20 protein-coding genes and 3 pseudogenes are annotated in these 23,211 nt (G+C 60.4%); 10 read left to right on the top strand and 13 right to left on the bottom strand.

From position 1 onward, the window contains the following. Window positions 1–79: 79 nt before the first annotated feature. From NRS07_RS18270 to NRS07_RS18260, 3 genes are read right to left on the bottom strand one after another with little or no spacing between them, the layout of a single operon-like run. The gene (locus NRS07_RS18270) at window positions 80–667 is read right to left on the bottom strand and encodes an Imm43 family immunity protein (RefSeq protein WP_259209524.1); all 588 of its coding nucleotides are present in this window, start codon (window positions 665–667) and stop codon (window positions 80–82) included. Then, window positions 655–1,290 carry an AHH domain-containing protein gene (locus tag NRS07_RS18265; RefSeq protein ID WP_259209523.1) on the bottom strand — a complete coding sequence of 212 codons (636 nt, stop codon included), beginning with the start codon at window positions 1,288–1,290 and terminating at the stop codon, window positions 655–657. The genes NRS07_RS18270 and NRS07_RS18265 overlap by 13 nt, the downstream gene beginning before the upstream one ends. 21 nt (window positions 1,291–1,311) lie before the next feature. Continuing rightward, window positions 1,312–2,328: an IS30 family transposase gene (locus tag NRS07_RS18260; RefSeq protein ID WP_373889840.1), complete on the bottom strand. Its 1,017-nt coding sequence runs from the start codon at window positions 2,326–2,328 to the stop codon at window positions 1,312–1,314. 125 nt (window positions 2,329–2,453) lie between these two features. On the opposite strand from NRS07_RS18260, the pseudogene NRS07_RS18255 reads away from it, so the two are divergent. Next, a pseudogene (locus tag NRS07_RS18255) lies at window positions 2,454–2,774 on the top strand (helix-turn-helix domain-containing protein); the annotation flags it as partial. A gap of 258 nt (window positions 2,775–3,032) precedes the next feature. On the opposite strand, the gene NRS07_RS18250 reads toward NRS07_RS18255, so the two are convergent. Further along, window positions 3,033–3,650, bottom strand: coding sequence for a DUF1851 domain-containing protein (locus NRS07_RS18250; RefSeq protein ID WP_259209518.1), 618 nt, complete (start codon window positions 3,648–3,650; stop codon window positions 3,033–3,035). Between the two features lie 5 nt (window positions 3,651–3,655). Next, window positions 3,656–6,721, bottom strand: coding sequence for a LysM peptidoglycan-binding domain-containing protein (locus NRS07_RS18245; RefSeq protein WP_259209516.1), 3,066 nt, complete (start codon window positions 6,719–6,721; stop codon window positions 3,656–3,658). A gap of 68 nt (window positions 6,722–6,789) precedes the next feature. On the opposite strand from NRS07_RS18245, the gene NRS07_RS18240 reads away from it, so the two are divergent. Continuing rightward, window positions 6,790–8,351, top strand: a protein-coding gene (locus NRS07_RS18240) for an IS3 family transposase (protein WP_259209513.1) whose coding sequence is annotated in 2 segments (ribosomal slippage) — window positions 6,790–7,246 and window positions 7,246–8,351 — 1,563 coding nt in all. Because the reading frame shifts where the segments join, the coding sequence is not laid out codon by codon here. A gap of 8 nt (window positions 8,352–8,359) precedes the next feature. On the opposite strand, the gene NRS07_RS20360 is transcribed toward NRS07_RS18240, so the two are convergent. Then, window positions 8,360–8,566 carry a hypothetical protein gene (locus NRS07_RS20360; protein WP_373889839.1) on the bottom strand — a complete coding sequence of 69 codons (207 nt, stop codon included), beginning with the start codon at window positions 8,564–8,566 and terminating at the stop codon, window positions 8,360–8,362. A 332-nt stretch (window positions 8,567–8,898) separates the two neighbouring features. Then, window positions 8,899–9,501, bottom strand: a pseudogene (locus tag NRS07_RS20355) (DUF6531 domain-containing protein); the annotation flags it as partial. A gap of 260 nt (window positions 9,502–9,761) precedes the next feature. Here NRS07_RS20355 and NRS07_RS18230 point away from each other — a divergent pair. Next, window positions 9,762–10,215, top strand: a pseudogene (locus tag NRS07_RS18230) (ATP-binding protein); the annotation flags it as partial. Window positions 10,216–10,339: 124 nt separating this feature from the next. Here the strand turns inward: NRS07_RS18230 and xdp1 are convergent. After that, complete coding sequence (gene xdp1, locus NRS07_RS18225; protein ID WP_259209509.1) at window positions 10,340–11,086, bottom strand: exosortase-dependent surface protein XDP1; 747 nt, start codon at window positions 11,084–11,086, stop codon at window positions 10,340–10,342. A 144-nt stretch (window positions 11,087–11,230) separates the two neighbouring features. Continuing rightward, window positions 11,231–12,358 carry a M14 family metallopeptidase gene (locus NRS07_RS18220; RefSeq protein ID WP_259209507.1) on the bottom strand — a complete coding sequence of 376 codons (1,128 nt, stop codon included), beginning with the start codon at window positions 12,356–12,358 and terminating at the stop codon, window positions 11,231–11,233. Window positions 12,359–12,553: 195 nt separating this feature from the next. On the opposite strand from NRS07_RS18220, the gene trmB reads away from it, so the two are divergent. Further along, complete coding sequence (gene trmB / locus NRS07_RS18215) at window positions 12,554–13,234, top strand: tRNA (guanosine(46)-N7)-methyltransferase TrmB (protein ID WP_259209505.1); 681 nt, start codon at window positions 12,554–12,556, stop codon at window positions 13,232–13,234. 57 nt (window positions 13,235–13,291) lie between these two features. Here the strand turns inward: trmB and NRS07_RS18210 are convergent, their stop codons facing one another. From NRS07_RS18210 to NRS07_RS18200, 3 genes are read right to left on the bottom strand one after another with little or no spacing between them, the layout of a single operon-like run. Further along, complete coding sequence (locus NRS07_RS18210; protein WP_259209502.1) at window positions 13,292–14,602, bottom strand: sugar MFS transporter; 1,311 nt, start codon at window positions 14,600–14,602, stop codon at window positions 13,292–13,294. A 45-nt stretch (window positions 14,603–14,647) separates the two neighbouring features. Further along, window positions 14,648–16,471 (bottom strand): DNA helicase RecQ, encoded by a 1,824-nt coding sequence (gene recQ, locus NRS07_RS18205; protein WP_259209501.1) that lies wholly within the window; start codon window positions 16,469–16,471, stop codon window positions 14,648–14,650. A 4-nt stretch (window positions 16,472–16,475) separates the two neighbouring features. Next, window positions 16,476–17,309: an undecaprenyl-diphosphate phosphatase gene (locus tag NRS07_RS18200; RefSeq protein WP_259209498.1), complete on the bottom strand. Its 834-nt coding sequence runs from the start codon at window positions 17,307–17,309 to the stop codon at window positions 16,476–16,478. A gap of 226 nt (window positions 17,310–17,535) precedes the next feature. On the opposite strand from NRS07_RS18200, the gene NRS07_RS18195 reads away from it, so the two are divergent. After that, window positions 17,536–17,949 carry a hypothetical protein gene (locus NRS07_RS18195; RefSeq protein ID WP_259209497.1) on the top strand — a complete coding sequence of 138 codons (414 nt, stop codon included), beginning with the start codon at window positions 17,536–17,538 and terminating at the stop codon, window positions 17,947–17,949. Window positions 17,950–17,989: 40 nt separating this feature from the next. Here the strand turns inward: NRS07_RS18195 and NRS07_RS18190 are convergent, their stop codons facing one another. After that, a complete protein-coding gene (locus NRS07_RS18190; protein ID WP_259209495.1) occupies window positions 17,990–18,271 on the bottom strand; it encodes a YkgJ family cysteine cluster protein in 282 nt (93 codons plus the stop codon). A gap of 195 nt (window positions 18,272–18,466) precedes the next feature. Between NRS07_RS18190 and NRS07_RS18185 the strand changes: the two genes are divergently transcribed. From NRS07_RS18185 to glf, 5 genes are all read left to right on the top strand, one after another. Then, window positions 18,467–19,111 (top strand): TetR/AcrR family transcriptional regulator, encoded by a 645-nt coding sequence (locus tag NRS07_RS18185; protein ID WP_259209493.1) that lies wholly within the window; start codon window positions 18,467–18,469, stop codon window positions 19,109–19,111. Between the two features lie 162 nt (window positions 19,112–19,273). After that, window positions 19,274–19,927 carry a protein-L-isoaspartate O-methyltransferase gene (locus tag NRS07_RS18180; RefSeq protein WP_259209492.1) on the top strand — a complete coding sequence of 218 codons (654 nt, stop codon included), beginning with the start codon at window positions 19,274–19,276 and terminating at the stop codon, window positions 19,925–19,927. Between the two features lie 7 nt (window positions 19,928–19,934). Then, window positions 19,935–20,267 carry a rhodanese-like domain-containing protein gene (locus tag NRS07_RS18175; RefSeq protein WP_259209490.1) on the top strand — a complete coding sequence of 111 codons (333 nt, stop codon included), beginning with the start codon at window positions 19,935–19,937 and terminating at the stop codon, window positions 20,265–20,267. Window positions 20,268–20,305: 38 nt separating this feature from the next. Next, a complete protein-coding gene (locus NRS07_RS18170; RefSeq protein ID WP_259209489.1) occupies window positions 20,306–21,667 on the top strand; it encodes a TolC family outer membrane protein in 1,362 nt (453 codons plus the stop codon). 255 nt (window positions 21,668–21,922) lie between these two features. After that, complete coding sequence (glf, locus tag NRS07_RS18165) at window positions 21,923–23,077, top strand: UDP-galactopyranose mutase (RefSeq protein WP_259209488.1); 1,155 nt, start codon at window positions 21,923–21,925, stop codon at window positions 23,075–23,077. Window positions 23,078–23,211: the final 134 nt, after the last annotated feature.

Genomic DNA, 23,211 nt, shown 5'->3' with positions numbered 1-23,211 from the left:
GCTTTTCGTCCGGATCCGCTTTCCGGCACTGACCCGACCCCGATTGAGCAATCTGCCGCTGACGCTCGTTCCCCGTCATCTACCAGGCAATATCGGAAGGATCAACCAAAGCCACCCCATGAAACCCGTTGCGCATCAAGTTGTCAGCGACACGGTCAGACACTAGCAAATGTGACAAATATTCGCTGTCGCGCGCTAGCGCATGCTCTCCCATGCAATTATCCAGAAAGCTAAGTTGCCGAAATCCCATAATCTCCGTGGTGCCTGGAACAAGTGTGTACTTCGAAACTTTGTGATCAATGCATAAGACTTTTTTAACGACATTCAACAAGAAATAGTCCCCTATTGAACCGTCGGTCCCATTAATGTCCAATTTCATAAGTTGCACATCATTCGAAGCAAACCTCAGCAGAAATTCCGCTAGAGCCGGACTTACAATAGGCACCTGCGCATTACTGGATAGACAATCGAACTGCCTTAATTTCGCGCACGAAGCGTCGAACTTGACCTTAGGGAGCCCCGCCAATCCTGAAACTCTTTCGCTCCTTTTAAAGAGGAAGCGATCAGGTGTGCCTTCCCGCTGGTACTCCCCAATCAGTGATCGAGGATAGTCGTCAGGAATTCGCCAGAGATACGTCATATTTACCACCCTTTTCATTTCGACCATGGCCGAGCGATTTTGTTTAGGCCACGGTCACCAGATTTTAGCAGGGCACGTTCTTGTGCAGTGATTGCATCCAGTGCCTTACGGTATTGCTGCTCGGTCCATCCGTTTCGTTTTCCAGCCTCAACAACGGCATCCATCTGGTTCGCTAGATTTTCGCTTACTGCATTCGTGTGCCTGCCGTCGTGCAGCGAACGGGTCGGATGCGAACCTGGGGCCTTTGGAAGAAATATCTTGTTCGATCGTGCTTGCAAGTCCGCACCGCTGAGCGACAGAAGTTCATGATTTTTGGTCAAATTATTCTTATCGCTGATGATGTGGTGATCTTGAAATCCTTTGGTTATTTCCTTACGATCAAATTTACGAATTGGATTGAAGTCGGTTGCTAGACTTCTTATGCCTTTGATCGCGCCGGCAAATCCACCGCCCCCCACAGACAGCATTGCCGTTCCACCAATACCACCATTGGCGGAATCCACTTCAGAGCGACCAGCGCGCTCAAATCCATCGGCAAAATAACCAGCAACTTTACTGGTGGCCGCCTGCAAAAGATCACCAACTGGAGTCAGATTCCGCACTGCATAGATTGCCGGACCAGAAACGATATCAAGCCCCGGCGGTCTCAAGAACCAATTGCAACACTGGGGTTAATGGATCGCGTCGGGCTGTAATTGTAGCCGCGCCATATGCTCGGTGTAGACAGCGAGCGGCGTTTTCCAGCTAAGCGTTTCGCGTGGCCGGGTGTTGAGCGAGAGCGCAATGGCATCGAGCTCATCCTGGGAGTAGATCGACAAGTCCGAACCCTTGGGCATGTACTGGCGCAGCAAGCCGTTGGTGTTCTCGTTGGAGCCGCGCTGCCAGGGGCTGTGCGGGTCGGCAAAGTAGATCTGCACGCCAGTGCGCTCGGTGAGGATTTTGTGGCCGTGCATTTCGCGGCCTTGGTCGTAGGTCATCGATTTTCGCAGCGCCGCCGGCTGTCGATTCAGGACGGCTGAGAAGCTGTCGACAACGGAGCGCGTGCCGGCATTGTCCATCTTGGCCAGCACCACGAAACGTGTCGTACGTTCGACCAGCGTACCGACCGAGGAACGGTTGCCTTCGCCTTTGATCAGGTCGCCTTCCCAATGACCGGGAATGAGACGGTCCTCGATCTCGGGTGGACGGATGTGAATGCTTTGCATGTCCTTAATCTGGCCGCGGCGATCGACACCGCGGCTGCGCGGTTTGCGTACCTGGTTATGGTGGCGCAGGCAGGCGATCAGTTCGCGCTTGAGCTCGCCACGCGGGTGCAGGTAGATCGCGTTGTAGATCGTCTCGTGAGAGACCGTTTTATCGCAGTCATCGGGCCACATGGTGCGCAGTATGTTCGCAATTTGCTGCGGCGACCAGAGTTCCTTCAGATAGTGCCGCACTACCTGAAATAGCGCACCGTCGGCGTGAAGTTTGGGTATGCGTCGCGGCGCCATACGTCGTTCGTAACTTTGCAAGTGAGCCAGGTTGGCGTCGTAAGCGCCCGAGCCGGGCGCCCGGCGCAGCTCACGGCTGATCGAACTCGGAGAACGGCCAAGGCGTTCAGCAATAGACCGGATGCTGCACTGGTCGTCGCGCATGGTCATCACGACGGCACGCTCCTGCGTCGTCAGATGGGTATAGATTCGGGGCATGGCGGCACTCTACAGGAAGAGTGTTGCACTTGGTTTTAGAGACTGCCCCTTATACTGTGTACGTGTTAATCATTTTTGAAACCGGGGGATACAGTATGCAACCGCTCACGCTTTGGTTCCTGCCCATGTCCTTCCCCTCCAGATTGATTCAACTGCGCAAGGCGCTCGGCATGACCCAGCAGAGCCTGGCCGACGTGGCAGAGTTGCACGTCAACCAGATCCGGCGCTACGAGGCAGGGACGGCCCAGCCGACCTTAGACGCCCTGATCCGGTTGTCCAAGGTGTTGCATGTGAGATTGGATGACCTGGTGTTTGGCGACCAGGAGCGCGGACCCAGCGCCGATCTGGCGCTGCAGTTCGAGGCCGTCAGCCAGTTCACTGATGCGGAGAAGCAGACTGTGCGCGAACTGCTCGAAGGGATGATCCTCAAACATGAGGCGCGCAGGTGGGATTCGGCCAGGGCCGAGGCGGCAGCGGCGAAGCAGCCGGCGGTCGAGGTGGAGGTCAAGCGTGGCGCACGGGCGGCAGCGAAGAACGCCAGCGTGTAGCGCCTTTTCTTAGCAGCTAAAATTGAAGCCGCAACCAGTGCCCTGGCGTTAGCCGGGGTTGGGGGCGGCTTTTTTACGAATTAAACAGATAATCCCCGAGATGTGGGCCGTCACCTTACAGTCAGATGTTAGCCCTCGCCTTACGATGTCACTTTCTCACTCAATCGAGATCCGTGGAAGTACTGTGCCAATTGGCAAAGATCTAGTCTTTTGAATTAGCTGAGCGGAAATCGTCCAGTAGACATCCATATCTGACAGTTCAAGATTTCCTAAAGTGTCCGACCCACCAAGAAATAGCGGTGTCCGGTAACCGATGCATTGAGTGATTGTTGGCGCGGCTCCGCCATTTTCCAACCACTCCCTGTAAAAGCTTTCGGCCAATGCTGCCTCCCGATATTGAATTAGCTCACCTTCGTGGAAGCTTATGAGATTACAGGGAACTTCCAATGCCTCTCCGGTACCTGGCTCAAACATCACAACTCCTTCCCCTCCGCCTTCAAGTCGCTCAGAGTCGAGCGCAAAGCAACGCCCTAACCAATCCATTCCGAAACACCTGATGCGACCGGCGTAGGTGGGGAAAGCGCTTATGATCACGCTGGCCCAGTGGTCAGCCGTCTCAGGCGAGAGTACTCGATAGATGCCCTGCCTGAAGGAGCGGCCACCATATCTCGCAAACAGCGTAGCGAGCACTTCCGGTGCTGGAAGTGACGCGCACGATTCAACATGCCCTGGGTAACCAGAGGAGCCAAACTCCGCTTCAAAGTTATCGAACATGCAGACTAATCTCCAATTGTCACTCGATTAACGAGTGTGCCCGGTTGAGCGTATTTAATTTGTTGGTAAATCTGAACCCCGAAACTCCGATTTACGCTGGAATCGAGCCACCCCAGATTCTCGATAGCTTTGCTGCCACCAAGCTGCAAATCGACTCTATGATCTATATCGCTTTTCGCCGGTGCCTCCACAGCTTTACGATATCGATCCATTGCACCTGCTGTACCAGAACGATCCGATTTGGTAACGACAGTTGGGGCATCGTTCAAAATTTGCGCCTTTACGATCGCATCTGCCCGCTGCGCGTCAGTCCATTCTGGTTTAAATTTGAGAGTAATGTCGATCCCGGCACTATCGGGAGTTACCAACCTTAGACCAATCGAACCGCGTTGAGACGCCATCGGCCCATAACGAGGCCCGCCAATATCTGCTAGTGCAACCCCGTAACCACCGTATTTTTGCCCCACTTTACCAATGGCAAAGCCCCCAGCAATGCCGCCAGCCATTTCGGCCAAATCGCCGTATTGCCGGTTCATTAAGGCAGTTGTCGCATCATACGACATCGCCCCAGTCCCAGTTACAAAATTGGACTGGAGAAGCAATTTTAATTGTGACGTCCCGTTCGAGTACGCGTTCGCTACACCGCTATACATTGCGGGATCCCATCGCTCTGTCCCTTTGGACCGCAGAAGTTCGTTGTAGAAAACAGACGCCCCTGCGTAAGCCATATCGCGAACCTGCCGCACTGGCTCTACCACTACCCCTTTAATTGCGCCTATGACACCCTGGCCGAATCGCGAAGCGTAGTTTTCAGTTGGCGAATTTGCCGCTGGCCAGTTCCGGCGATTGATATTGAATAGGGATTCAACCTTTTCTTCCGCAGTCATCCGCTCGCCCTGAACTACAACTTGCGGAAGTGCAGCAAGATAAGTCGGCTGGGCAGCGCGTCGCGCCGCAAGGTCACCATCCCATGAAAGCCCAGCGCCGCCGTTGCCAATGGCGCCCTCATACGTCCCCAGCGAGCCAAGCCAATCCTTTTCGCCGCCCAACACTTCCTTGACGGTCATTCCTCCATACATGCTTCGCTCTGCTTGAGCCCGCGAGATTGGTCCAGCTTTTTCGCCACTAGATGGCTGCTCAACCGTCGGGCGCAAGCTTGCGGCTAAGCTACTCCCCAGCGCATTGCCAAATGCATCCGCCGCAACCCGAACCCAATCAACCTTGCCGTTACCGATACGCTGGGTCACTGCACCGGCGGCCATTCCGGAAATTGTACTTCGTAGAATGCCAGCCCCGATCCTTCCGAGCGAGGAGAACGCATCGCCCAATCCGCTCGACATCGCAGCGCCAGCGCCTGCCCCCGCGGCGGCAGCGGCGACATTCCGCCATGAGAAGCTAGTGATGCCGATGGATGAACCAATACCCTGAGATAGCGCACTTCCCACGGCACCCTTCGCGATCGCTGCTGCAACGCCGGTTGTAGGCATGTAACCAGCCAGCCCGCCGCTGATCGCCCCTCCCAAAGCTCCCATCCCGACAGCCTTCCAGCTAAATGAGTCTTGCATACCCATCGCCATACCCACGCCCTGGCTCGCAATGGATCCAGCAGCACCGCCGACGGCACCGGCGGCCACAGCTGCACCCATTCCCATGCCACCACCGAGCGCACTTGCGCCAGCAGCCATAGTGTTGGCAAAGCCGGCCACTGCGCTAGTCATTGCTCCAGCCGTATAAATGGTCACTACGACCGCCACCACCACCATGATGATGGTCCCGATCACCCCACACCCACCCTTATCCGCCGGCGGCACCGGCAGCTTCGGCGTGGTATCGCCCACCGCTTGCGCCGAGTCGTATGGCTTGAAGGTGGCGTAGTCGTTGTTTACCGTGTTCACGCGGGTTGGCAGGGTCAGCGTCATGCCGGCGGTGAGCTCGTTGCCGACCGCGTTGGCGTCGGCGATCAGCCACCACAGGGTCGCATCGCCCCATACGGCTTTCGCGATGCCCTGCAGGGTATCGCCTGTTATCACGGTGTAGGTGGTCGGCGCCGCCGTCAGGGCAGGGGAACTGATCGGATCGACGACGGTGCTGAACGATTCGCTGGTACGGTCGCTGCTGCCGATGAACTGGCCGCCCACGATCAGCGAATGGGTGTCCAGGCCATCGGTCGTCTTCTTCAGCATCTGGCCGCTGATGTCGTTGACGAAGCTCTGGTTCGACCAGCTGCTGTTCTCGCGCTGAACGCTGGTTGCCGCCAGGTTGCCGAAGGCGTCGTAGGTGCGGGTCGACCTGCGGATTGCGCCGTTACCGCTGGACTCGACTGACTTCTCCTTGTACGAGTCGAAGCCCTGATAGGTGATCGAGTTCAGCGTCGTCGTCGAACCCTGCTTGACTTGGTAATAGCTCAGCTTGCCTTGGGCGTCGTAGCCGTAGTTGTCGTATCCGCTGTTTCCATAGAAGATCTCGCTGAGCACCTTGCCATCGCTCGCGGCGGTAGTGCGCTGGCGGATCTGGAAGCCCAGGGCGTCATAGGTGCTGGTGCGCACCTCGGTGCCATCCTTCATTTCCACGATGCGGCCCGCGCCATCGTAGCGACGGTAGCCCACGGTGACGTTATCCCGCGTGATGGTCTCGAGGCGGCCGGCAGCGTCGTAGCGGTACGACTCGAGCTTGCCGCCGATCGTGTCTGTGAGGCGGTTTCCCACGCCGTCGTAGGTGATGGCGTGCGTCGCGATATAGGTAATTTTTTCGACCGGCGATGGGTCGTAGGTGTCCTCGTAGTCGTAACGCTTGTTACCTGGCAGCGCCTGTACCTGGTCACCGGTCGTAGTGACCGTCCCGCCGACCGTCTTCAGGCGGTTCATCTGGTCGTAGGTGCTGTCGACGACGATGAGCTTGTGCGCACCGTTGCCGTTGGTATACGAGGTGGTCACGCGTAGGCGGTTGCCATGGCTGTCGTACTCGTAGCGGTGCTGGTAGTCAGCGCCGGCAACACTCGACTTGACGGTATCGATGCGGCCTTGCGCGTCATACTTGGTGAGCTGGTCCTGCGCGGTGACCATGCGGTTCATCGCGTCGCGGTCCCCCGGTGTCAGACTAGTTGTCGCCTCTAGATTTCCCCCAAATATAGAGGCGCAAGATGAAGGCAAGGTACTCACCGGCATTTGTAGAACAGGCACTGGTCAAGGTATTCTCGCGTGGCGGCAGGAGCGTGCAGGCAGTCGCAGACGATATCAACGTCAATTACCACACGCTGAAAAATTGGATGGTGAGGAAAGCAGTGGCAGAGACGAATACCCCAGCGGCAAAAGAGAAGCGTCCGCAGGATTGGAGTGCCCAGGAGCAGCTGGTGGCGCTGCACGAGACCCACGGCATGACGGGCGAGACATTGAACGCGTGGTGCCGAGAGCACGGCGTTTTTCCTCATCATTTGAACGAGTGGCAGGCGGCGTTTTGCACCGATAGAAAAACGGGGCCGCAGGATTCGAAAGCGCTACGCGCGCTCAAGGAGGACAACGATCGACTGCAACGGGAGGTGCTGCGCAAGGACAAGGCACTGGCGGAGGCGGCAGCGTTACTGATCCTACAAAAAAAGTTCCGGGCGCTCTGGGAGGACGAGGTCAAATGACCTCGCTGCCAGAGCGCATCGCAGTGATGGCCCTGGTCGCAGAATCGGTCGAAGCCGGTGCGCGCCAGGACAAGGCGTGCGCTGCGATCTCGTTCAGCGAGCGCACGCTGCAACGGTGGCAGCGTGACGTACTGCGCGGCGACCAGCGGCCGGCGCGTGTGCAGGCGCCGCGAAACCGGCTCAGCGCGCTTGAACGCAGTCAGTTGCTCGCTGTCGCCAACTCCGATGAGTTCGCGAGCCTGCCGCCCAGCCAGATCGTGCCGCGCTTGGTCGATCAAGGGGTGTACCTGGCCTCGGAGTCGACATTCTATCGGGTGCTGAAAGCGGAGAATCAACTCGCCCATCGAAATGCCGAACGTCCCGCACAGGCTCGTCACAAGCCGCGTGCGCTGGTGGCGACCGCCCCTGGTCAGCTGTACAGCTGGGACATCACGTATCTGCCCACGCCCGTGAAGGGCGTCTATTTTTACCTCTACTTGTTCATGGATATTTTCAGCCGCAAAATCGTGGGCTGGCAGATATACGACGTGGAAAGCAGTGAGCTTGCCGGCGAGGTTGTGCGTGACATTTGCGAACGGGAGAACATTGCTCCGGAGCAGGTCGTACTGCATTCGGACAATGGCAGCCCGATGAAGGGCGCAACCATGCTGGCGACCCTGCAGGCGCTGGGCGTGATGCCCTCATTCAGCCGCCCGTCCGTGAGCAATGACAACCCCTTTTCGGAGTCGTTGTTCAAGACATTGAAATATCGGCCCATCTATCCACGAAGGGCCTTCGACAGCCTGTTGGCGGCACGGCAGTGGGTCGGTCGCTTTGTTCATTGGTATAACCACGAGCACCGCCACAGCGCGATCCGGTTCGTGACCCCGGCACAGCGCCACGCAGGCCTGGACGCGGCGTTGCTACGCAAACGGGACGCGGTGTATCAGGCAGCAAGGGCTGCGCATCCGGAGCGCTGGAGCGGCAACACGCGCAACTGGGAGCCCGTCTCCATCGTCCATCTGAACCCGGATCAGACCAGCAGCAATGTGACCGAAGTGGACAAAAACGAGCTGCTCAAAAAAGCGGCATAACAACTAATTCAGGCGACAACTAGCTTGACAGTCACCGTTAGACCCATCGGGTCAATCGTGCGGGTCAGGTTGCCCTTGGCGTCGTAAGTGTACTGAGTGCGTTGCGAAACTCCGCCGACCGGGGCCGCCAGCACATCGACCAACTGACCCAGCGCGTCGTAGCTGTAGACGGTCTTGGCGCCGTTCGGGGCGGTGACGGTGGTCTTGCCGGCCACAGTGTAGTCGTAGGTCGTCCTGCGGCCAAGGGCGTCGGTGGTGGCCGAAACCTTGAAGTCGACCCTGTCTGGATATATTCCAGGCTTAATTTGCTGCCGTCGCTTTGGGTGACGGATTCGATCCGCGAGCTGGTGCCGACATAGACATACGTGGTCGCATACACCTTGCCGTCGGCGATGCTGCCGTCTTCCGGGGTGAGGTCGGTCGTGACCTTGCTCAGGCGGTTCTGGGCGTCGTATTCGTAACGCACGCGTACGAAGCTGCTGGTGGTGCCGCTGTGTACGGTGCGGATCTGGCTGAGGTTGGCGCCCGCGTAGTCGAAATAGGTGGTGTCGCCGGTGGCGTCGGTCACCTGGCTGAGCTGTCCGGAAGCGTTGTAGCCGTAGGTTAGGCTGACGCCCATCTCGTCGCGCACGGATTTCAGGCGGCCGCCACTGGCATGATCGTAAACTTCGTGGACGCCTTTCAGGTCGTGGCGATCGCTGCGCCACACCCATTCCTGGGTCGCGGCGTTGTACGTCATGCTCTGGTAGGCGCCACCGCCGTCAGTAGCGAGGTAGGCGGCACGCGTGCTGTCGTAGGTGTAAACCACCGCCGCGCCATCGGCGTCGATACGGGTAACCGTGCTGCCGGCATAGTTGAGCGATCCGGTCAGGTTGGATACCTGGCGCCGCATGCCCATCTTCCAGTTCAGGCCATTGCCGTCGTTAAGCGTGCCGCGCGAGTTGTAGGTACGCGTCAGTGCGACGTCGATGCCACGCGATGCGAGGAAGTCGTCGCGGTTGGACAGGGACAAGTTGCCGGTAGCGATATTAACGTAAGCATGTTCATTGCTGTTGCCGGTCTTAGCATCGCTGAATACACCACGTTGGCCCAGGACACTGGCCGAACTTGTGGAGACGCCATTACCATTTCCGCTAACAATTGCAACCATGTCGTTCTTTCCCGTAAGGCGGCCCGCCGGCCGCAAATGTTGGATGGGGCCGGCGTTCAAAACCACTGGCACTGTCGAACAATGTATCCGGGGGTTCAGCGAAGAATTTAGGACAATTTTCTAGGAAGAAGCGGAAATGGAAGATATATGCCGTGCGCATGAAATTGATCTGCGGGTGGGCACTGACACTGCATCAGTGCGCGGGCCTTGATGCTGGCGCAAGACCATACGAACTCACTATGGGATCAACAAAAAGAACGGGCTTTGACTTCGATGCGTCCAAGGTCGACCAGGCGTTGGTGCGGCAACTGGTACGCTGGTCTTTACCGACACGGCGCAGAATGCAGTGCTCACCAACGGCCCCGGCACCGACAAGACGCATCTGGCGACGGCGATCGCGGTGGCGGGCATCGCGGCGATGGACAAACGGGTGCGCTTTTACTCGAGGGTAGATCTGGTCAACACATGGAGCGCGAAAAACGGGAGGGCTAGGCCGGCCGGCTTGCACAGTCGCTGATGCACATGGACCGCGTCATCCTTGGTGAGCTGGGCTACCTGCCGTTTAGTCAGACCGGCGGCGCACTGCTGTTCCACTTGAATTCCAAGCTGCACGAGCACACCAGTGTCGCCATCACCATCAACTTGGGCTTCACCGATTGTTCGGCCGTGTTCGGAACCGCCAAGATGACGACGGCGCTGCTAGATCGCCGGACAAGGGGCCGGTAAGGGCAGGCAGCACGAACGGTTCTGAAACAGCGGGATCGTATTGTCGAAGTAAATCGTGTAGATCGCTAGTTCGATCGGCAGGGCGGGTCAATATTCGATCGCCGCCAACACTTTAGCCCAGCCTGGCCTTGCGCCTTGCTGCACCGATGCCGAGCAAGGCGAGTCCCACCAGGCTCCAGGTTGCCGGTTCAGGCACCTCGTTCGGGACGACTTCGCCCTTGAAGCCGTTCAGCTTGAAATAATCATTGTTGTTGTTCAAAGCGCCGCTGGCGGCAACACCGTTGTAGGCGGAATTGTAGGCACTAACCAGCCACCACGACGCCGTTTTATTGGTGTCGTTGAAATTGAGCGGGGTGCTTTTCGTCAGGGTGCTGTAGTTGCCGACCAGTTCCCATCCTGGAACCGCCAGCAGATTGTTGACGCGGGAGGCGCCAAGCTGGAGAGGGGCGGTGCCGGTATAGCGCAAGATGCTGACATCGGCATCGCGATTGATCCAACCGGTGCTCAGTTGCTTCAGCGCGAAGTTGGTGTCGAAATACATTAGGACGGCGTCGGTGCCGCCCTTGTTGTCGATGGCATGCTGCGGGCTGCCGCTTTCGCCCTTGGCGCTCACGCCCAATCCACCGCCGTAATACTTGATGTCGGCAGCCGCGAAATTGGCCGTTCCTGCGGCTGACCAGCCGCTGAGCGCGGCGGAATAGACCGGGCCCGGCGCTGCTGACTTGCAGTCCATGGTCTTGGGTGTGGTTTTGGATGCTACGCAGCTAGCCGCGTTCCATACAGGTCCAGCCGCTACATTGCCCGAGATGGCCAGCGAAAGCGCAAGACTACCGAGTGAAAGGATCGCAGACGATTTCATGAAAGACTCCCTGGCGAATGATACATTGGATAATTTATGTTTCAATCCTACAATTATGTAGATTGAAACACAACTTATATTTATTATTTGCATCTATCGTTGTATTTCTTATACAACCAAGGGCGTCCAGCGTCTGCTTTGCGGCTAATTGGACAGAAGATTGCCTTTTCTGAAGGAAGCGGCGCCAGCGATCTTGCAAACATGCATGCCACGCAACAGGTGGCGATGCGCGGTGCTCGCAAACAGCAGGCCGGGCTGGCTCGCGGCCACCGTCGTCACCTTGCCGCTGACCGGATTAATAATGTCGGCGATCGGCTCGTTCGCTTCGACCCGGTCGCCCAGCTTCTTGTGAAACACCAGCACGCCGGCGTGCGGCGCGTGCAGCGGCTCGACCGCGTCGAGTGGGGTAGCGCCGCACAGCAAATCGGGCAGGGGCTGCAGCGGCATGTCGATTACGCCCTGCTGCGCCAGGTATTGCAAAATGGCGGCCGCATCCGAGCCGGCACAGTCGTAGCTCACATCGTGCTCCCCGCGCAGCTCGACGGTCACGGCCACGCAGGCGGGCGGAATCGCCGCATCGGGGAAATGGTCGGCCAGGTCCCACCACAGGCGGCTGCAGGCTTCGTCGAAAGCTTCGCCGCCCGACACCTTGGCCACCAGCAGCACGCGTGACTCCAGCAGCGCCGCCAGCGGCAGCACCGCGTCCACCAGCGGCGTGCCGGTGTACATGTGCAGCACCGCTTCGTTATCGCAATGCAGGTCGAGCACGATGTCGGCGTCGATCGCCATCGACAGCAAGGTTTTCTTGAGGATGCCGGCATTGTCGGCCGGCTCCCATGCGTCCATGCCGCGTTGCGCCTCGGCGCGGATCAGTGCCACATTGGCGGCGGCGTCCAGCCCGAGCCGGCCCTGGAGCGAGGTCTTGAGACCATCGGCGGCGTGGTGGTAGGCGCGGTTGAAATTGGTGCCGGTCGACAGGTCGTAGCGGCCGAAGGGCGCGCCATGCAGTACCTGCGACAGCCCGAGCGGATTGGCCGCCGGGACCAGGATGATCTCACCCTTGATGCGCCCCTCGGCATCGAGTTGTTCGAGCTGCTGGCGCAAGACGTGGGCCACCAGCATGGCCGGTACCTCGTCCGCATGGATCGCTGCCTGGATATACACTTTCTTGCCAGTGCCGGCGTCGCCGCGCGGGTTGCCGAAATGGTGCGAGGTCAGGTGCACGGTGGCGACGTTGTCGTCGAGGGCGATCGGATGTTTCGTCGAATGCATGGCGGTAGCTCCAGCGGCGCAGTAAGGAATAAAGCACGATTATGCCGGGTTCTGCCCGACAGCCCCACACGCCGCGGGTAGCGGAGGGGGGCGGACCGGCAGGGCGCCTACGTTATAATGGCAGCCGTTTTTCTCACTTGCCCTCACTTCCATTCCATGTCCTCTGATACGCCCACCAACGGCCCGGCGCGGCCCATGCTTTACGACCCTACCGAACACCGCATCCGCAGTTTCGTCACGCGTGCCGGACGGCTGTCGACCGCGCAGGCGCGGGCGCTGGAAGAACTCGGCCCGCGATTCCTGATCGGGTACAGGAAAGACGCGCTCGATCTGGAAGCGGCCTTCGGGCGCAAGGCGCCGGTCGTGCTCGAAATCGGTTTCGGCATGGGCGACACCACCGCGCATATCGCGCGCCTGATGCCGGAAACGGATTTCATCGGCGTCGAGGTGCATACGCCGGGCGTGGGCAGCCTGCTCAAGCAGATCGGCGAGCAGGGCATCGAGAACCTGCGCCTGATCCAGCACGACGTGGTCGAGGTTTTGGCGCACATGATTCCCGACGGTTCGCTGCACGGGGTGCACATCTTCTTCCCGGACCCCTGGCACAAGGCGCGCCACAACAAGCGCCGCCTGATTCAGCCGCCCTTCGTCAAGCACTTGTGCGACAAGCTGGCGCCGGGCGGCTACCTGCACTGCGCCACCGACTGGGAAGACTATGCGGTGCAGATGCTGGAGGTCTTGAGCGCCGAGCCGGCGCTGCAGAATACGGCCGACGGCTATGCGCCGCAGCCGGCCTACCGTCCGCTCACCAAGTTCGAGAACCGCGGGCTCAAGCTGGGGCACGGGGTCTGGGATTTGGTGTTTACCAAGAAGTAAAAAGAGGCTGCGATTGGTAAGCCTCGGGATGGGCGGCGCAGCTGCCCACCCCGAGGCTTATGCGACGTGCGGCTTCCTCGCATACAGCCCGAAATACAAAATCACCGCGTAGCACAGCGCCGGCACCGCCAGCGCCATCTTCAGTCCTGCCGCATCCGCGGCAAAGCCCATCAGCAGCGGCACGACCGCGCCGCCCACGATCGCCACGCAGATTACGCCCGAGCCTTCCGCCGCGCGCGCACCCAGGCCTTCGCAAGCGAGCGAAAAAATGGTCGGGAACATGATCGAGTTGAACAGGCCGATGGCCAGCAGCGACCAGCCGGACAACGCGCCACTTGAATTGCTGGAAACCAGCAGCAGCAGGATGGTCAGCGCCGCCGCCCAGGCCAGCACTTTGCCTGGCGAGAACATGCGCAGCAGCGCGGCGCCGATGAAGCGGCCCACCATGGCGCCGCCCCAGTACAGCGGCACGTGCTTGCCGGCCGCCTCGGCGCCCAGGCCCAGCACGTCGGCTTCCATCAGGTAGTTGACGATGATCGAGCCGATCGCCACCTCGGCGCCCACGTACAAGAAAATGCACAGCGCACCGCGCGAGAAGCGCGGCCGCAGCAGCAGGTCCAGCGCCCCCAGGATGTTCTGCGATGGCGCCGGCGTCTCCACCAGTTTGCGCCGATTGAGCCATACGGCGCCGGCCAGCACCACCAGCGCAATCGCCAGGCCAACATAGGTATGGACCACGACGCGGGTTTCTTCCTGGCGGAAGGCGTCGAGCGCGGCGCCGCTGAGCGTGGCCGGGTCGACCGTCGCCAGCGAGCCCAGGATCAGGATCGCGCCCACGTAGGGAAACACGGTGGTGCCCAGCGAATTGAAGGCCTGGGCAAAGGTAAGGCGGCTATGCGCCGTCTGGGGTTTGCCCAGCATCGAGATCAGGGGATTGGCCACCACCTGCACGATGGTGATGCCCGCTGCCAGTACGAATAGCGCCAGCAGGAAGGTGGCGAATACACCCGAGGACGAGGCCGGAATGAACATCAGGCAGCCCACCGCCATCGTGAGCAGGCCGGCGACCGCGGTACGCATGTAGCCGATGCGCTGCACGATGGCCGCGGCCGGAATCGACACCACGAAATAGGCGGCGAAAAAAGCCGACTGCACCAGCATCGCCTGTGCGTAGCTGAGGGTGAACAGGTCTTTCAGCTTGGGGATGATGACGTCGTTCAGGCTGGTGATGCCTCCGAAAACGAAAAACAGCGCAAACACGAAGGTCTGCAAACTGGCGGCGTTGTCGGGAACGGGCGGGAGCTGCGGGGCGGCGGCGCCGTCCTTGGCGGGGGAAACGGTGCTACTGGTGGGAGTCGGAAGGGCCATGGCAGTGTCGGTAGGTTGAACGCGGAGCGTTCATCACCCGAGACACTACATCATCTCATTGATAATCGCGACGATTTCATCGCCATACGACACCAGCTTTTTCTCGCCCACGCCCGAGACGCCGCGCAGCGCGTCGAGCGAGGCCGGCTTGCCCTTGGCGATTTCGCGCAAGGTCGCATCCTGGAACACCACATAGGCCGGCACGCCATGCTCGCGCGCGGTGCCCATGCGCCAGGAACGCAGCCGTTCGAAGATCGCCTGCTCGGAGCGCGACAGTTCAAGTTCCTCGTAGCTGCCGGCGGCGCGCGAGGACGGACGCTTGGCCTTGACCGGTTTCTGGTACTGCCGCAGCTGCACCTTCTGTTCGCCCTTGAGCACCGGGCGGGCCGCGTCGGTCAGCTTGAGCGAGCTGAAGGCATCGTGGTCCACCGTGAGAAAGCCGAGCGCGATCGCCTGGCGCACGATGGCGCGCCATTCCTGTTCCGGACGGTCGGCGCCGACCCCGAACACGGTGAGCCTGTCATGGTGCCACTGGCCGATACGCTCGGTCTGGGCGCCGCGCAGGACGTCGATGACATGGCCGGCGGCAAAGCGCTGGTCGACCCGGTAGACCGTCGAGAGCAGCTTTTGCATTGGCACCGTGCCGTCGACCTGCACCGGCGGAATCAGGCAGGTATCGCAATTGCCGCAGGGGCCGGAGCGCTCGCCGAAGTAGTCGAGCAGGCGCATGCGCCGGCAACTGAGCGTCTCGCACAGGCCGAGCATGGCGTCGAGCTTCATCGACAGCACCCGCTTGAAGGTCTCGTCGGCGTCGGATTCGTCGATCATGCGGCGCTGCAGCACCACGTCTTGCAGGCCATAGGCCATCCAGGCGCTGGCGGGCGCGCCGTCGCGGCCAGCGCGGCCGGTTTCCTGGTAATACCCCTCGAGGCTTTTAGGCAGGTCGAGGTGGCAGACATAGCGCACGTCGGGCTTGTCGATGCCCATGCCAAAGGCGATCGTCGCGACCATCGTGATGTTGTCTTCGCGCAGGAAGCGCGACTGGTTCGCGGCGCGCACGCTGTACTCCATGCCGGCATGGTAGGGCAGGGAGCGGATGCCGTGCTGGTTCAGGAACTCGGCGGTTTCCTCGACCTTTTTGCGCGAGAGGCAATAGACGATGCCGGAATCCTGCGGGTGTTCGCTGGTGATGAAGTCGAGCAGCTGCTTGCGGCCGGTGGTTTTCTCGACGATCGAGTAGCGAATGTTGGGGCGGTCGAACGAGGACACGAACTTGCGCGCGTCGTCGAGCTGCAGGCGGTGCGCGATCTCGTCGCGGGTCTGCTGGTCGGCGGTCGCGGTGAGCGCGATGCGCGGGATGCCAGGGTAGCGTTCGTGCAGGACCGACAGGCGGATGTATTCAGGCCGGAAGTCGTGGCCCCACTGCGACACGCAGTGCGCTTCGTCGATGGCGAATAGCGAGATGGGGGAAGCGTCGAGCAGCTCAAGGCAGCGCTGCGTCAGCAGGCGCTCGGGCGCCACGTAGACCAGGTCGATCTGGCCGCTGCGCACCAGGCGTTCGATGCGCTGGGACTCTTCGAAGGTCTGGGTCGAATTCAGGAATGCCGCGCGCACGCCGACTTCTTCGAGCGCATCGACCTGGTCTTGCATCAGCGCGATCAGCGGCGAGACGACCACGCCCACCCCATCGCGCAGCAGCGCCGGGATCTGGTAGCACAGCGACTTGCCCCCGCCGGTGGGCATCAGGACCAGGGCGTCGCCGCCGCCGGCCACGTGCTCGACGATCTCGTCCTGCTGCCCGCGGAAGGCGGGATAGCCGAAGACGGTCTCGAGGACGTGCAGTGCGCGTGCTTGAAGCTCGGTAGTCATGTGTTTATTCTGCCCACACCACCAAACCGAAGTGTGCGGTCACGAGTACGAGAATACCAAACACGATACGGTACCAGGCGAAGATCGTGAAGTCGTGGGTGCTGATGTAGCGCAGCAGCCAGCGCACGCACAGGAAGGCCGAAGCGAACGCGGCCAGGCCACCGAGCAGGAACATCGGCAAGTCGGCCATCGACAGCAGATGGCGCTCCATGAGCACCGAGTACACGGTCGCCGACAGCAGGGTCGGAATCGCCAGGAAGAAGGAGAATTCGGTGGCTGCCTTGCGCGACAGGCCAAACAGCATGCCGCCAATAATGGTCGCGCCAGAACGGCTGGTGCCGGGAATCAGGGCGAAAGCCTGGGCGATGCCCACCTTCAGTGCGTCGCCGTAGCTCATGTCGTCCACGCTCTCGACCCGCACCGCGTGGTCCTTGCCGGTGTGGCGGCGCTCCACCCACAGGATGACGAGGCCGCCGACGATAAAGGCGGTCGCCACCGCAACCGGCGTAAACAGCCGCGCCTTGATCATCTCGCTAAACAGGAAGCCGAGCATGGCGGCCGGAATGAACGCAATGAGGAGATTGAGCACGAATTTGCGCTGCTTCGGGTCCGAGCCGAGGCCGGAAAACACGGTGGCGATACGCTGGCGGTATTCCCAGATCACTGCCAGCATGGCACCGGCCTGGATCGCGATCTGGAAGATCTTGACCTTTTCACCGGTGAAATCGAGCAGGCTGCCCGCCAGGATCAGGTGGCCGGTAGAGGAAATCGGAAGAAATTCCGTGAAGCCCTCGACCAGGCCCATGATGATTGCCTTGATGGCGAGAAGAATGTCCATGAGTGCGTAACAGTCAGTGTGGATGGGTGTAACGGGAGTTTCCGTGGACCCGCCGGCGGGGGCGGAGCGTGCCAGGGACGCAAACGACATCGCGAATGATTCGCGCTACAACTGTGTCTGGAGCAAGATTGTACCCCGCACACGTTAGCTTCGGGTTGAGGCAGCGTGTGGACGGTCGAATTTGTTTCGTGCGCCGCGCCCGAAAACGCGTGCTACACTCATCCGCATGGGTATTCTCGTTGTTCTTGTTCTCGCTGCGCTCGCCTGGGCAGCATTCTACGGTTGGCAGCAGCCCAACGCCTTGCGCTACCGTCCCTGGCAGGGCAGGGCCTGGCGCAGCACGTTCCCTGGTGCATCGAAACGCGATATCCGCGATTTCCTGTCCGTGTTCGTGTCGGCGTTCTCGTTTCGTGACAGCGAAACCCGACATTTCCGCCCCGACGACGCCGTGCTTGGTATCTACCGCGCCGTCAACCCGACCCGCTGGCTTCCTGATACGGCCGAGCTCGAGATGCTGGCCAAGGCGCTGCGTGACCAGTACGGCCTGAGGCTCGACGATATCTGGCACGAAGAATTGACCCTGGGTGGTTTATTCCAGCGCGTGCAGCAGGCGCGTGGCAAGGCCTCCGGCGTAGGCTAAGGCCAGGCAAGAAAGCCCAACAACGCGTCGGCCGACGGTATCAGGGCGCGGTTGCCCGTTCCAGTGCATCGAGCCAATGGATCGCATATTCTCGGCTGTCGCCGCACATTTCTGCCGATGGCTGCAGGCCACCGCAAAACGCGGGCCGCTCTGGCTGCCCAAAAATCAGGCAGCGGTTATCTTCCGCAAGCTGGATGCAGCGCACGCCAGCCGGCTTGCCATTTGGCATGCCTGGAATCGGGCTGGTAATGGAGGGTGCGGTGCAGCAGGCGCCGCAGTGGTCGCGGCAGTGCAGCGTGGCAGGGAAAAGAGAGGCAGTCATGGCAGGACCGGAGTATACCCGCTTCAGGCGGCGCCGGTCAGGAGGCGCACACACCCTCTCTGAATGCATTCCAAACCACCGTAAATACGCTAAACGCTTGTTTTTCTTCAGAGTTTTATTATTCGCGGGTCACTTGACTGCTTGATATGCCGCGACTATATTCAAGGCCTCGATAGTTGGTTTCTAGGCAGCAATATGGAATGCTCGTTCGATAGCAAGCCGCGCTGGGAGCGCCGCAAGGATGCCCGCCCCCAGGAGCTCCTTGCGGCTGCCATCGATCTGTTCGTCGAGCGCGGCTTTGCCGCTACCCGGCTGGAAGACGTTGCCCGTCGTGCCGGCGTGACCAAGGGCACGCTCTACCTGTACTACACCAGCAAGGAAGAGCTGTTCAAGGCGGTCGTGCGCGAAAGCATCGTGCCGTTCATCGGCGAGGCCGAGCACTCCGTGGCCGAGTTCGACGGCCATAGCGCCGACCTGCTGCGCACCGTCATGCTGAGCTGGTGGAGTCGCATCGGCCAGTGCAAGGCTGCCGGTATCAGCAAACTGATGATGGCTGAGGCGGGCAATTTTCCCGAGCTGGCCAGGTTTTACCAGGAAGAGGTGACCATGCGTGGCACCCGCATGATTTCGAGCATGCTCGAGCGCGGCGTCAGCCGTGGCGAGTTTCGAAATGTCAATATCCCCCAACTGACGCAAGTCTTGATCGCGCCGATGTTGATGCTCAACACCTGGAAGTATTCGGCAGTCGCGCCCTGCGACGCCCATGAGCTGCAGCCGCTGGCATTCATCGACGCTTTCCTCGACCTGGCCCTGCACGGGCTGCTTCCGAACGTCGAATAAGTTGCCATTTGCGTCAGGGTGCCACTTTTCTGGCGTTCAACCCATCCAAACTGCAGACTGTCGCAATTTCCGCTGTCTTCGGGGGCCCATCGCTAAGATGTACGTCCCGAGGCCGTTCAACGATAAAATATCGGATTAATTATTTTTCCACCGAGAACTCAGATGAATATCGAACAAGCCCGCTTCAACATGATCGAACAGCAGATCCGCCCGTGGAACGTGCTTGACCAGGATGTGCTCGACCTGTTGCACATCGTTAAGCGCGAAGGTTTCGTGCCGGTCGCTTACCAGAACCTGGCTTTTGCCGACGTTGAAATTCCGCTGCCGGGTGGCGAAGCGATGTTCACTCCGAAGGTCGAAGCACGCATTGTGCAAGAGGTCGCGGTCAAGAAGCACGAGAACGTGCTCGAGATCGGCGCCGGCTCGGGCTATATGGCGGCACTGCTGGCACACAAGGCGCGCCATGTGACGACCGTCGAGATTTTGCCCGAGACCAAGGCGCTGGCCGAGCATAACCTGGCCCGCGCCGGCGTGACCAATGTGACGGTTGAGCTCGGCGATGGCGCCCAGGGTTGGGACCAGGGCGCGCCTTACGACGTCATCGTGGTCTCGGGCGGCTTGCCGATGCTGCCGGAGAGCTTGCTCAAGCAAGTGAAAGTGGGCGGCCGCCTGGCGGTGATCCTGGGCGATGCGCCGGCGATGAGCTTTAACATCGTCACCCGGGTGTCGGAAACGGCATACGACACGGTCAAGCTGTTCGAGACCAATGTCAAGACGCTAAGCGGCGCGCAAACGCCCTCGCGCTTCCAGTTCTGAGGACAGCATGCAGCATGTGACCGCCCCCGAACTGGCAGCGCGGCTGGCCCAGGCTGACGCCGGGGCTGCCGAACCGCCGTTGTTGCTCGACGTGCGCGAGAACTGGGAATTTGCTACCTGCCATATCGCAGGCTCGATCCAGATCCCGATGCACCTGATCCCGATCCGCGTGGGCGAACTCGACGATGACCGCGAGATCGTCTGCATTTGCCACCATGGCGCGCGCAGCATGCAGGTGGCGGCCTTCCTGGAACGTAACGGGTTTGGCAACGTAACGAATCTGACAGGCGGCGTACACGCCTGGGCCCTGCAGGTCGATCCTTCGATGCCGAAGTACTGACCCGTTCCTTACTTTTGATGACTCCTGTGGAGATTGCAATGCAGAAACGCTTTATTGCCGTGCTGGTCGCCAGCGCCTTCTATTCGCTGAACGCCAGCGCGGCCGACCTGCTTCAGGTGTACCAGCAGGCATTGGCCAATGACGCGACGTATGCGAGCGCGCGCGCCCTGGCTGCCGCCGGTCAAGAACGGATCGTGCAGGGGCGGTCGGGTCTGCTTCCGCAGGTAGGGCTCACCGGCAGTAGCGTCAGGAACGATGGCGACAGCTCGCCATGGAACGAAGGCCAGCTGATCACCAATCCGGTGACCGGCGAGCAAAGCATGGTCGCCGGCGGTGGCGCCAATGTGCGTACCACCGAATACACGCTGGCGCTGACCCAGCCGCTGTTCCGCTGGGCCGCCTGGCAGACCTATCAGCAGAGCAAGCTGCAGCAGGCCATCTCGGAAGCCCAATTTGCCCAGGCCCAGCAAGACCTGATCACCCGCGTGGCGCAGGCCTATTTCGACGTGCTGGCAGCCCAGGACAAGCTCGAATCGATACGCGCCCAGAAAAGCGCCGTGACCGAGCAGCTGGCTTCGGCCAAGCGTAATTTCGAGGTCGGCACCCAGACCATTACCGACACCCACGAAGCACAGGCCGCCAATGACCTGGTCCTCGCGCAGGAATTTGCGGCGGTGAACGACCTGGACAACAAAACCAATGCCTTGCAGGCGATCATCGGCACCACGCCGGGCACGCTGGCACCGCTCAAGACCGGCATCACCTTGAACGCGCCATCGCCGGCTTCGCCGGAGCCGTGGGTGACTTCGGCCGAGATCCAGAACTATGGCGTGACCGTGTCGCAGCTCCAGGTAGAACTGGCCAAGCGCGAGATTGCGCGCAACCGCGCCGGCCACTATCCGACCCTCGACCTGGTGGCAAGTTCGACCCGCCGCGATGTCGGTGGCCAGATCACCGGCTCGGGCGTCCAGAAGAACAACGGCATCGGCGTGCAATTCGCGGTGCCGATCTTCAGTGGTTTTGGCGTGACCAGCCGCGTGCGCGAATCGATCGCGCTCGAAGACAAGGCCCGCAGCGACCTCGAGTTCACCCGCCGCCAGGCGGCGTTGCAGGCGCGCCAGGCGTATCTTGGCGTAAACAGCGGCATGGCCCAGGTCAAGGCGCTGGAAGCGGCGGAAGTGTCGAGCCAGTCGGCCCTCGAATCGAACAAGCTCGGTTACCAGGTCGGCGTGCGCATCAACATCGACGTGCTCAACGCGCAGCGCCAGCTGTACTCGACCCGCACCGACCTGTCGCGTGCGCGCTACGACACCATCGTCAACGGTCTGCGCCTGAAGGCGGCCGCGGGCTCGCTGCGCGAGGCCGACCTGGCGGCGGTAAATCAGCTGCTCGTCCAGTAACATCGCGGCAGGCCCGACCCAGGGCCACGAAAGTGACAAGCCCGGACTGGAGATGGTTCGGGCTTTTCTTATGGCGCTCGCATAAGTGCTTGATTTAAGAATGAAAAGTTGACGCACGACAAGTATCGCGACCAGGGTTTTTTTTGCAAAGCTGATAAACTGACAACGTTAAGCACTCCGCGAATCGCAGGCCGGCAGAGCCCGTCTCATGCATGTGCCCGGAGTCAGAAATCCATCTCCCATAGGAATCACAACATGCAAAAGAATATCGCGATCGTCGGTGCCGGTTTTTCTGGCGCTGTCATTGCCCGCGAGCTGGCGCAGGCCGGCTACAAGGTCGAGATCTTTGAATCGCGTCCCCATATCGCCGGTAACTGCCACTCCGAACGCGACGCCGAGACCGGCGTCATGGTGCACATTTACGGTCCGCACATCTTCCACACCGACATCGAGCGCGTCTGGGAATACGTGAACCGCTACAGCCGCTTCATGCCGTACGTGAACCGGGTCAAGGCGATCACCAACGACAGCGTCTACACGCTGCCGATCAACCTGCTGACCATCAACCAGTTCTTCGGCAAGACCTTCCGCCCGGCCGAAGCGCAGCAATTCCTGGCTTCGCTCGGCGACAAGACCATCGAAAACCCGGTCACCTTCGAAGACCAGGCCCTGCGTTTCGTCGGGCGCGAGCTGTACGAAGCTTTCTTCAAGACCTATACCGTCAAGCAGTGGGGCATGCAGCCGTCCGAACTGCCGGCCAGTATCCTCAAGCGCCTGCCGGTGCGCTTCAACTACGACGACAATTATTTCAATCACAAGTACCAGGGCATGCCGGAAGACGGCTACACCTCGCTGGTCGAGAAGATTCTCGACGTGCCGGGCATCACCGTGCACCTGAACACCCGCTTCGATCCGGCCGCCAAGGGCGACTACGCCCATGTGTTCTACAGCGGCCCGATCGACGCCTGGTTCAACCATGCCGAAGGGCGCCTGCCGTACCGCACGCTCGATTTCGAAGTCTTCCGCGATACCGGCGACTATCAGGGTAATGCGGTCATCAACTATTGCGACAATGCGCAGCCCTATACCCGCATTACCGAGCACAAGCACTTCTCGCCATGGGAGCAGCACGAGAAGACGCTGCTGTACAAGGAGTTCAGCCGCCAATGCGAAGAGAAAGACATTCCGTACTATCCCATCCGCCAGGCGCGCGACAAGGAGCAGCTCGAGCGCTACGTGAAGGTGGCCAAAGAAGAACCGAACGTCACCTTCGTGGGCCGCCTCGGTACCTACCGTTACCTCGACATGGACGTGACCATCAACGAGGCGCTGTCCACCGCCGACAAGTTCCTGGCTTGCGCCAAGGACAATGCGCGGATGCCAGCCTTCGCGATCGATCCGATGGCGTAAAGCGCAGCCGGTACTGGTGCTGCCCTTAGAACCTATCGCAGTAGGTTATGAGTCGTTGCTGGCGCGCCTGACAGGCGGGTGCTGCGTTGCTCGTCGTTGCATGGCTCGCCATGCGGCCTCCTCGTGCCTTGCCC

It is taken from the genome of Massilia sp. H6 (genome assembly GCF_024802625.1).
Taxonomy (GTDB): domain Bacteria; phylum Pseudomonadota; class Gammaproteobacteria; order Burkholderiales; family Burkholderiaceae_D; genus Telluria.
Note: the sequence above shows the minus strand (reverse complement) of the source record. Positions and strands in the feature narration are given on the sequence as shown.

What these genes read in the sequence shown, in the direction of transcription:
- NRS07_RS18190 (WP_259209495.1), bottom strand. Translation starts at nt 18,271, where the DNA reads ATGACTGCCTCTCTTTTCCCTGCCACGCTGCACTGCCGCGACCACTGC.
- NRS07_RS18245 (WP_259209516.1), bottom strand. Translation starts at nt 6,721, where the DNA reads ATGAACCGCATGGTCACCGCGCAGGACCAGCTCACCAAGTATGACGCG.
- NRS07_RS18250 (WP_259209518.1), bottom strand. Translation starts at nt 3,650, where the DNA reads ATGTTCGATAACTTTGAAGCGGAGTTTGGCTCCTCTGGTTACCCAGGG.
- NRS07_RS18175 (WP_259209490.1), top strand. Translation starts at nt 19,935, where the DNA reads ATGCAGCATGTGACCGCCCCCGAACTGGCAGCGCGGCTGGCCCAGGCT.
- NRS07_RS18200 (WP_259209498.1), bottom strand. Translation starts at nt 17,309, where the DNA reads ATGGACATTCTTCTCGCCATCAAGGCAATCATCATGGGCCTGGTCGAG.
- xdp1 (WP_259209509.1), bottom strand. Translation starts at nt 11,086, where the DNA reads ATGAAATCGTCTGCGATCCTTTCACTCGGTAGTCTTGCGCTTTCGCTG.
- trmB (WP_259209505.1), top strand. Translation starts at nt 12,554, where the DNA reads ATGCTTTACGACCCTACCGAACACCGCATCCGCAGTTTCGTCACGCGT.
- glf (WP_259209488.1), top strand. Translation starts at nt 21,923, where the DNA reads ATGCAAAAGAATATCGCGATCGTCGGTGCCGGTTTTTCTGGCGCTGTC.
- NRS07_RS18270 (WP_259209524.1), bottom strand. Translation starts at nt 667, where the DNA reads ATGGTCGAAATGAAAAGGGTGGTAAATATGACGTATCTCTGGCGAATT.
- NRS07_RS18220 (WP_259209507.1), bottom strand. Translation starts at nt 12,358, where the DNA reads ATGCATTCGACGAAACATCCGATCGCCCTCGACGACAACGTCGCCACC.
- NRS07_RS18195 (WP_259209497.1), top strand. Translation starts at nt 17,536, where the DNA reads ATGGGTATTCTCGTTGTTCTTGTTCTCGCTGCGCTCGCCTGGGCAGCA.
- NRS07_RS18170 (WP_259209489.1), top strand. Translation starts at nt 20,306, where the DNA reads ATGCAGAAACGCTTTATTGCCGTGCTGGTCGCCAGCGCCTTCTATTCG.
- NRS07_RS18185 (WP_259209493.1), top strand. Translation starts at nt 18,467, where the DNA reads ATGGAATGCTCGTTCGATAGCAAGCCGCGCTGGGAGCGCCGCAAGGAT.
- NRS07_RS18260 (WP_373889840.1), bottom strand. Translation starts at nt 2,328, where the DNA reads ATGCCCCGAATCTATACCCATCTGACGACGCAGGAGCGTGCCGTCGTG.
- NRS07_RS18180 (WP_259209492.1), top strand. Translation starts at nt 19,274, where the DNA reads ATGAATATCGAACAAGCCCGCTTCAACATGATCGAACAGCAGATCCGC.
- NRS07_RS18210 (WP_259209502.1), bottom strand. Translation starts at nt 14,602, where the DNA reads ATGGCCCTTCCGACTCCCACCAGTAGCACCGTTTCCCCCGCCAAGGAC.
- recQ (WP_259209501.1), bottom strand. Translation starts at nt 16,471, where the DNA reads ATGACTACCGAGCTTCAAGCACGCGCACTGCACGTCCTCGAGACCGTC.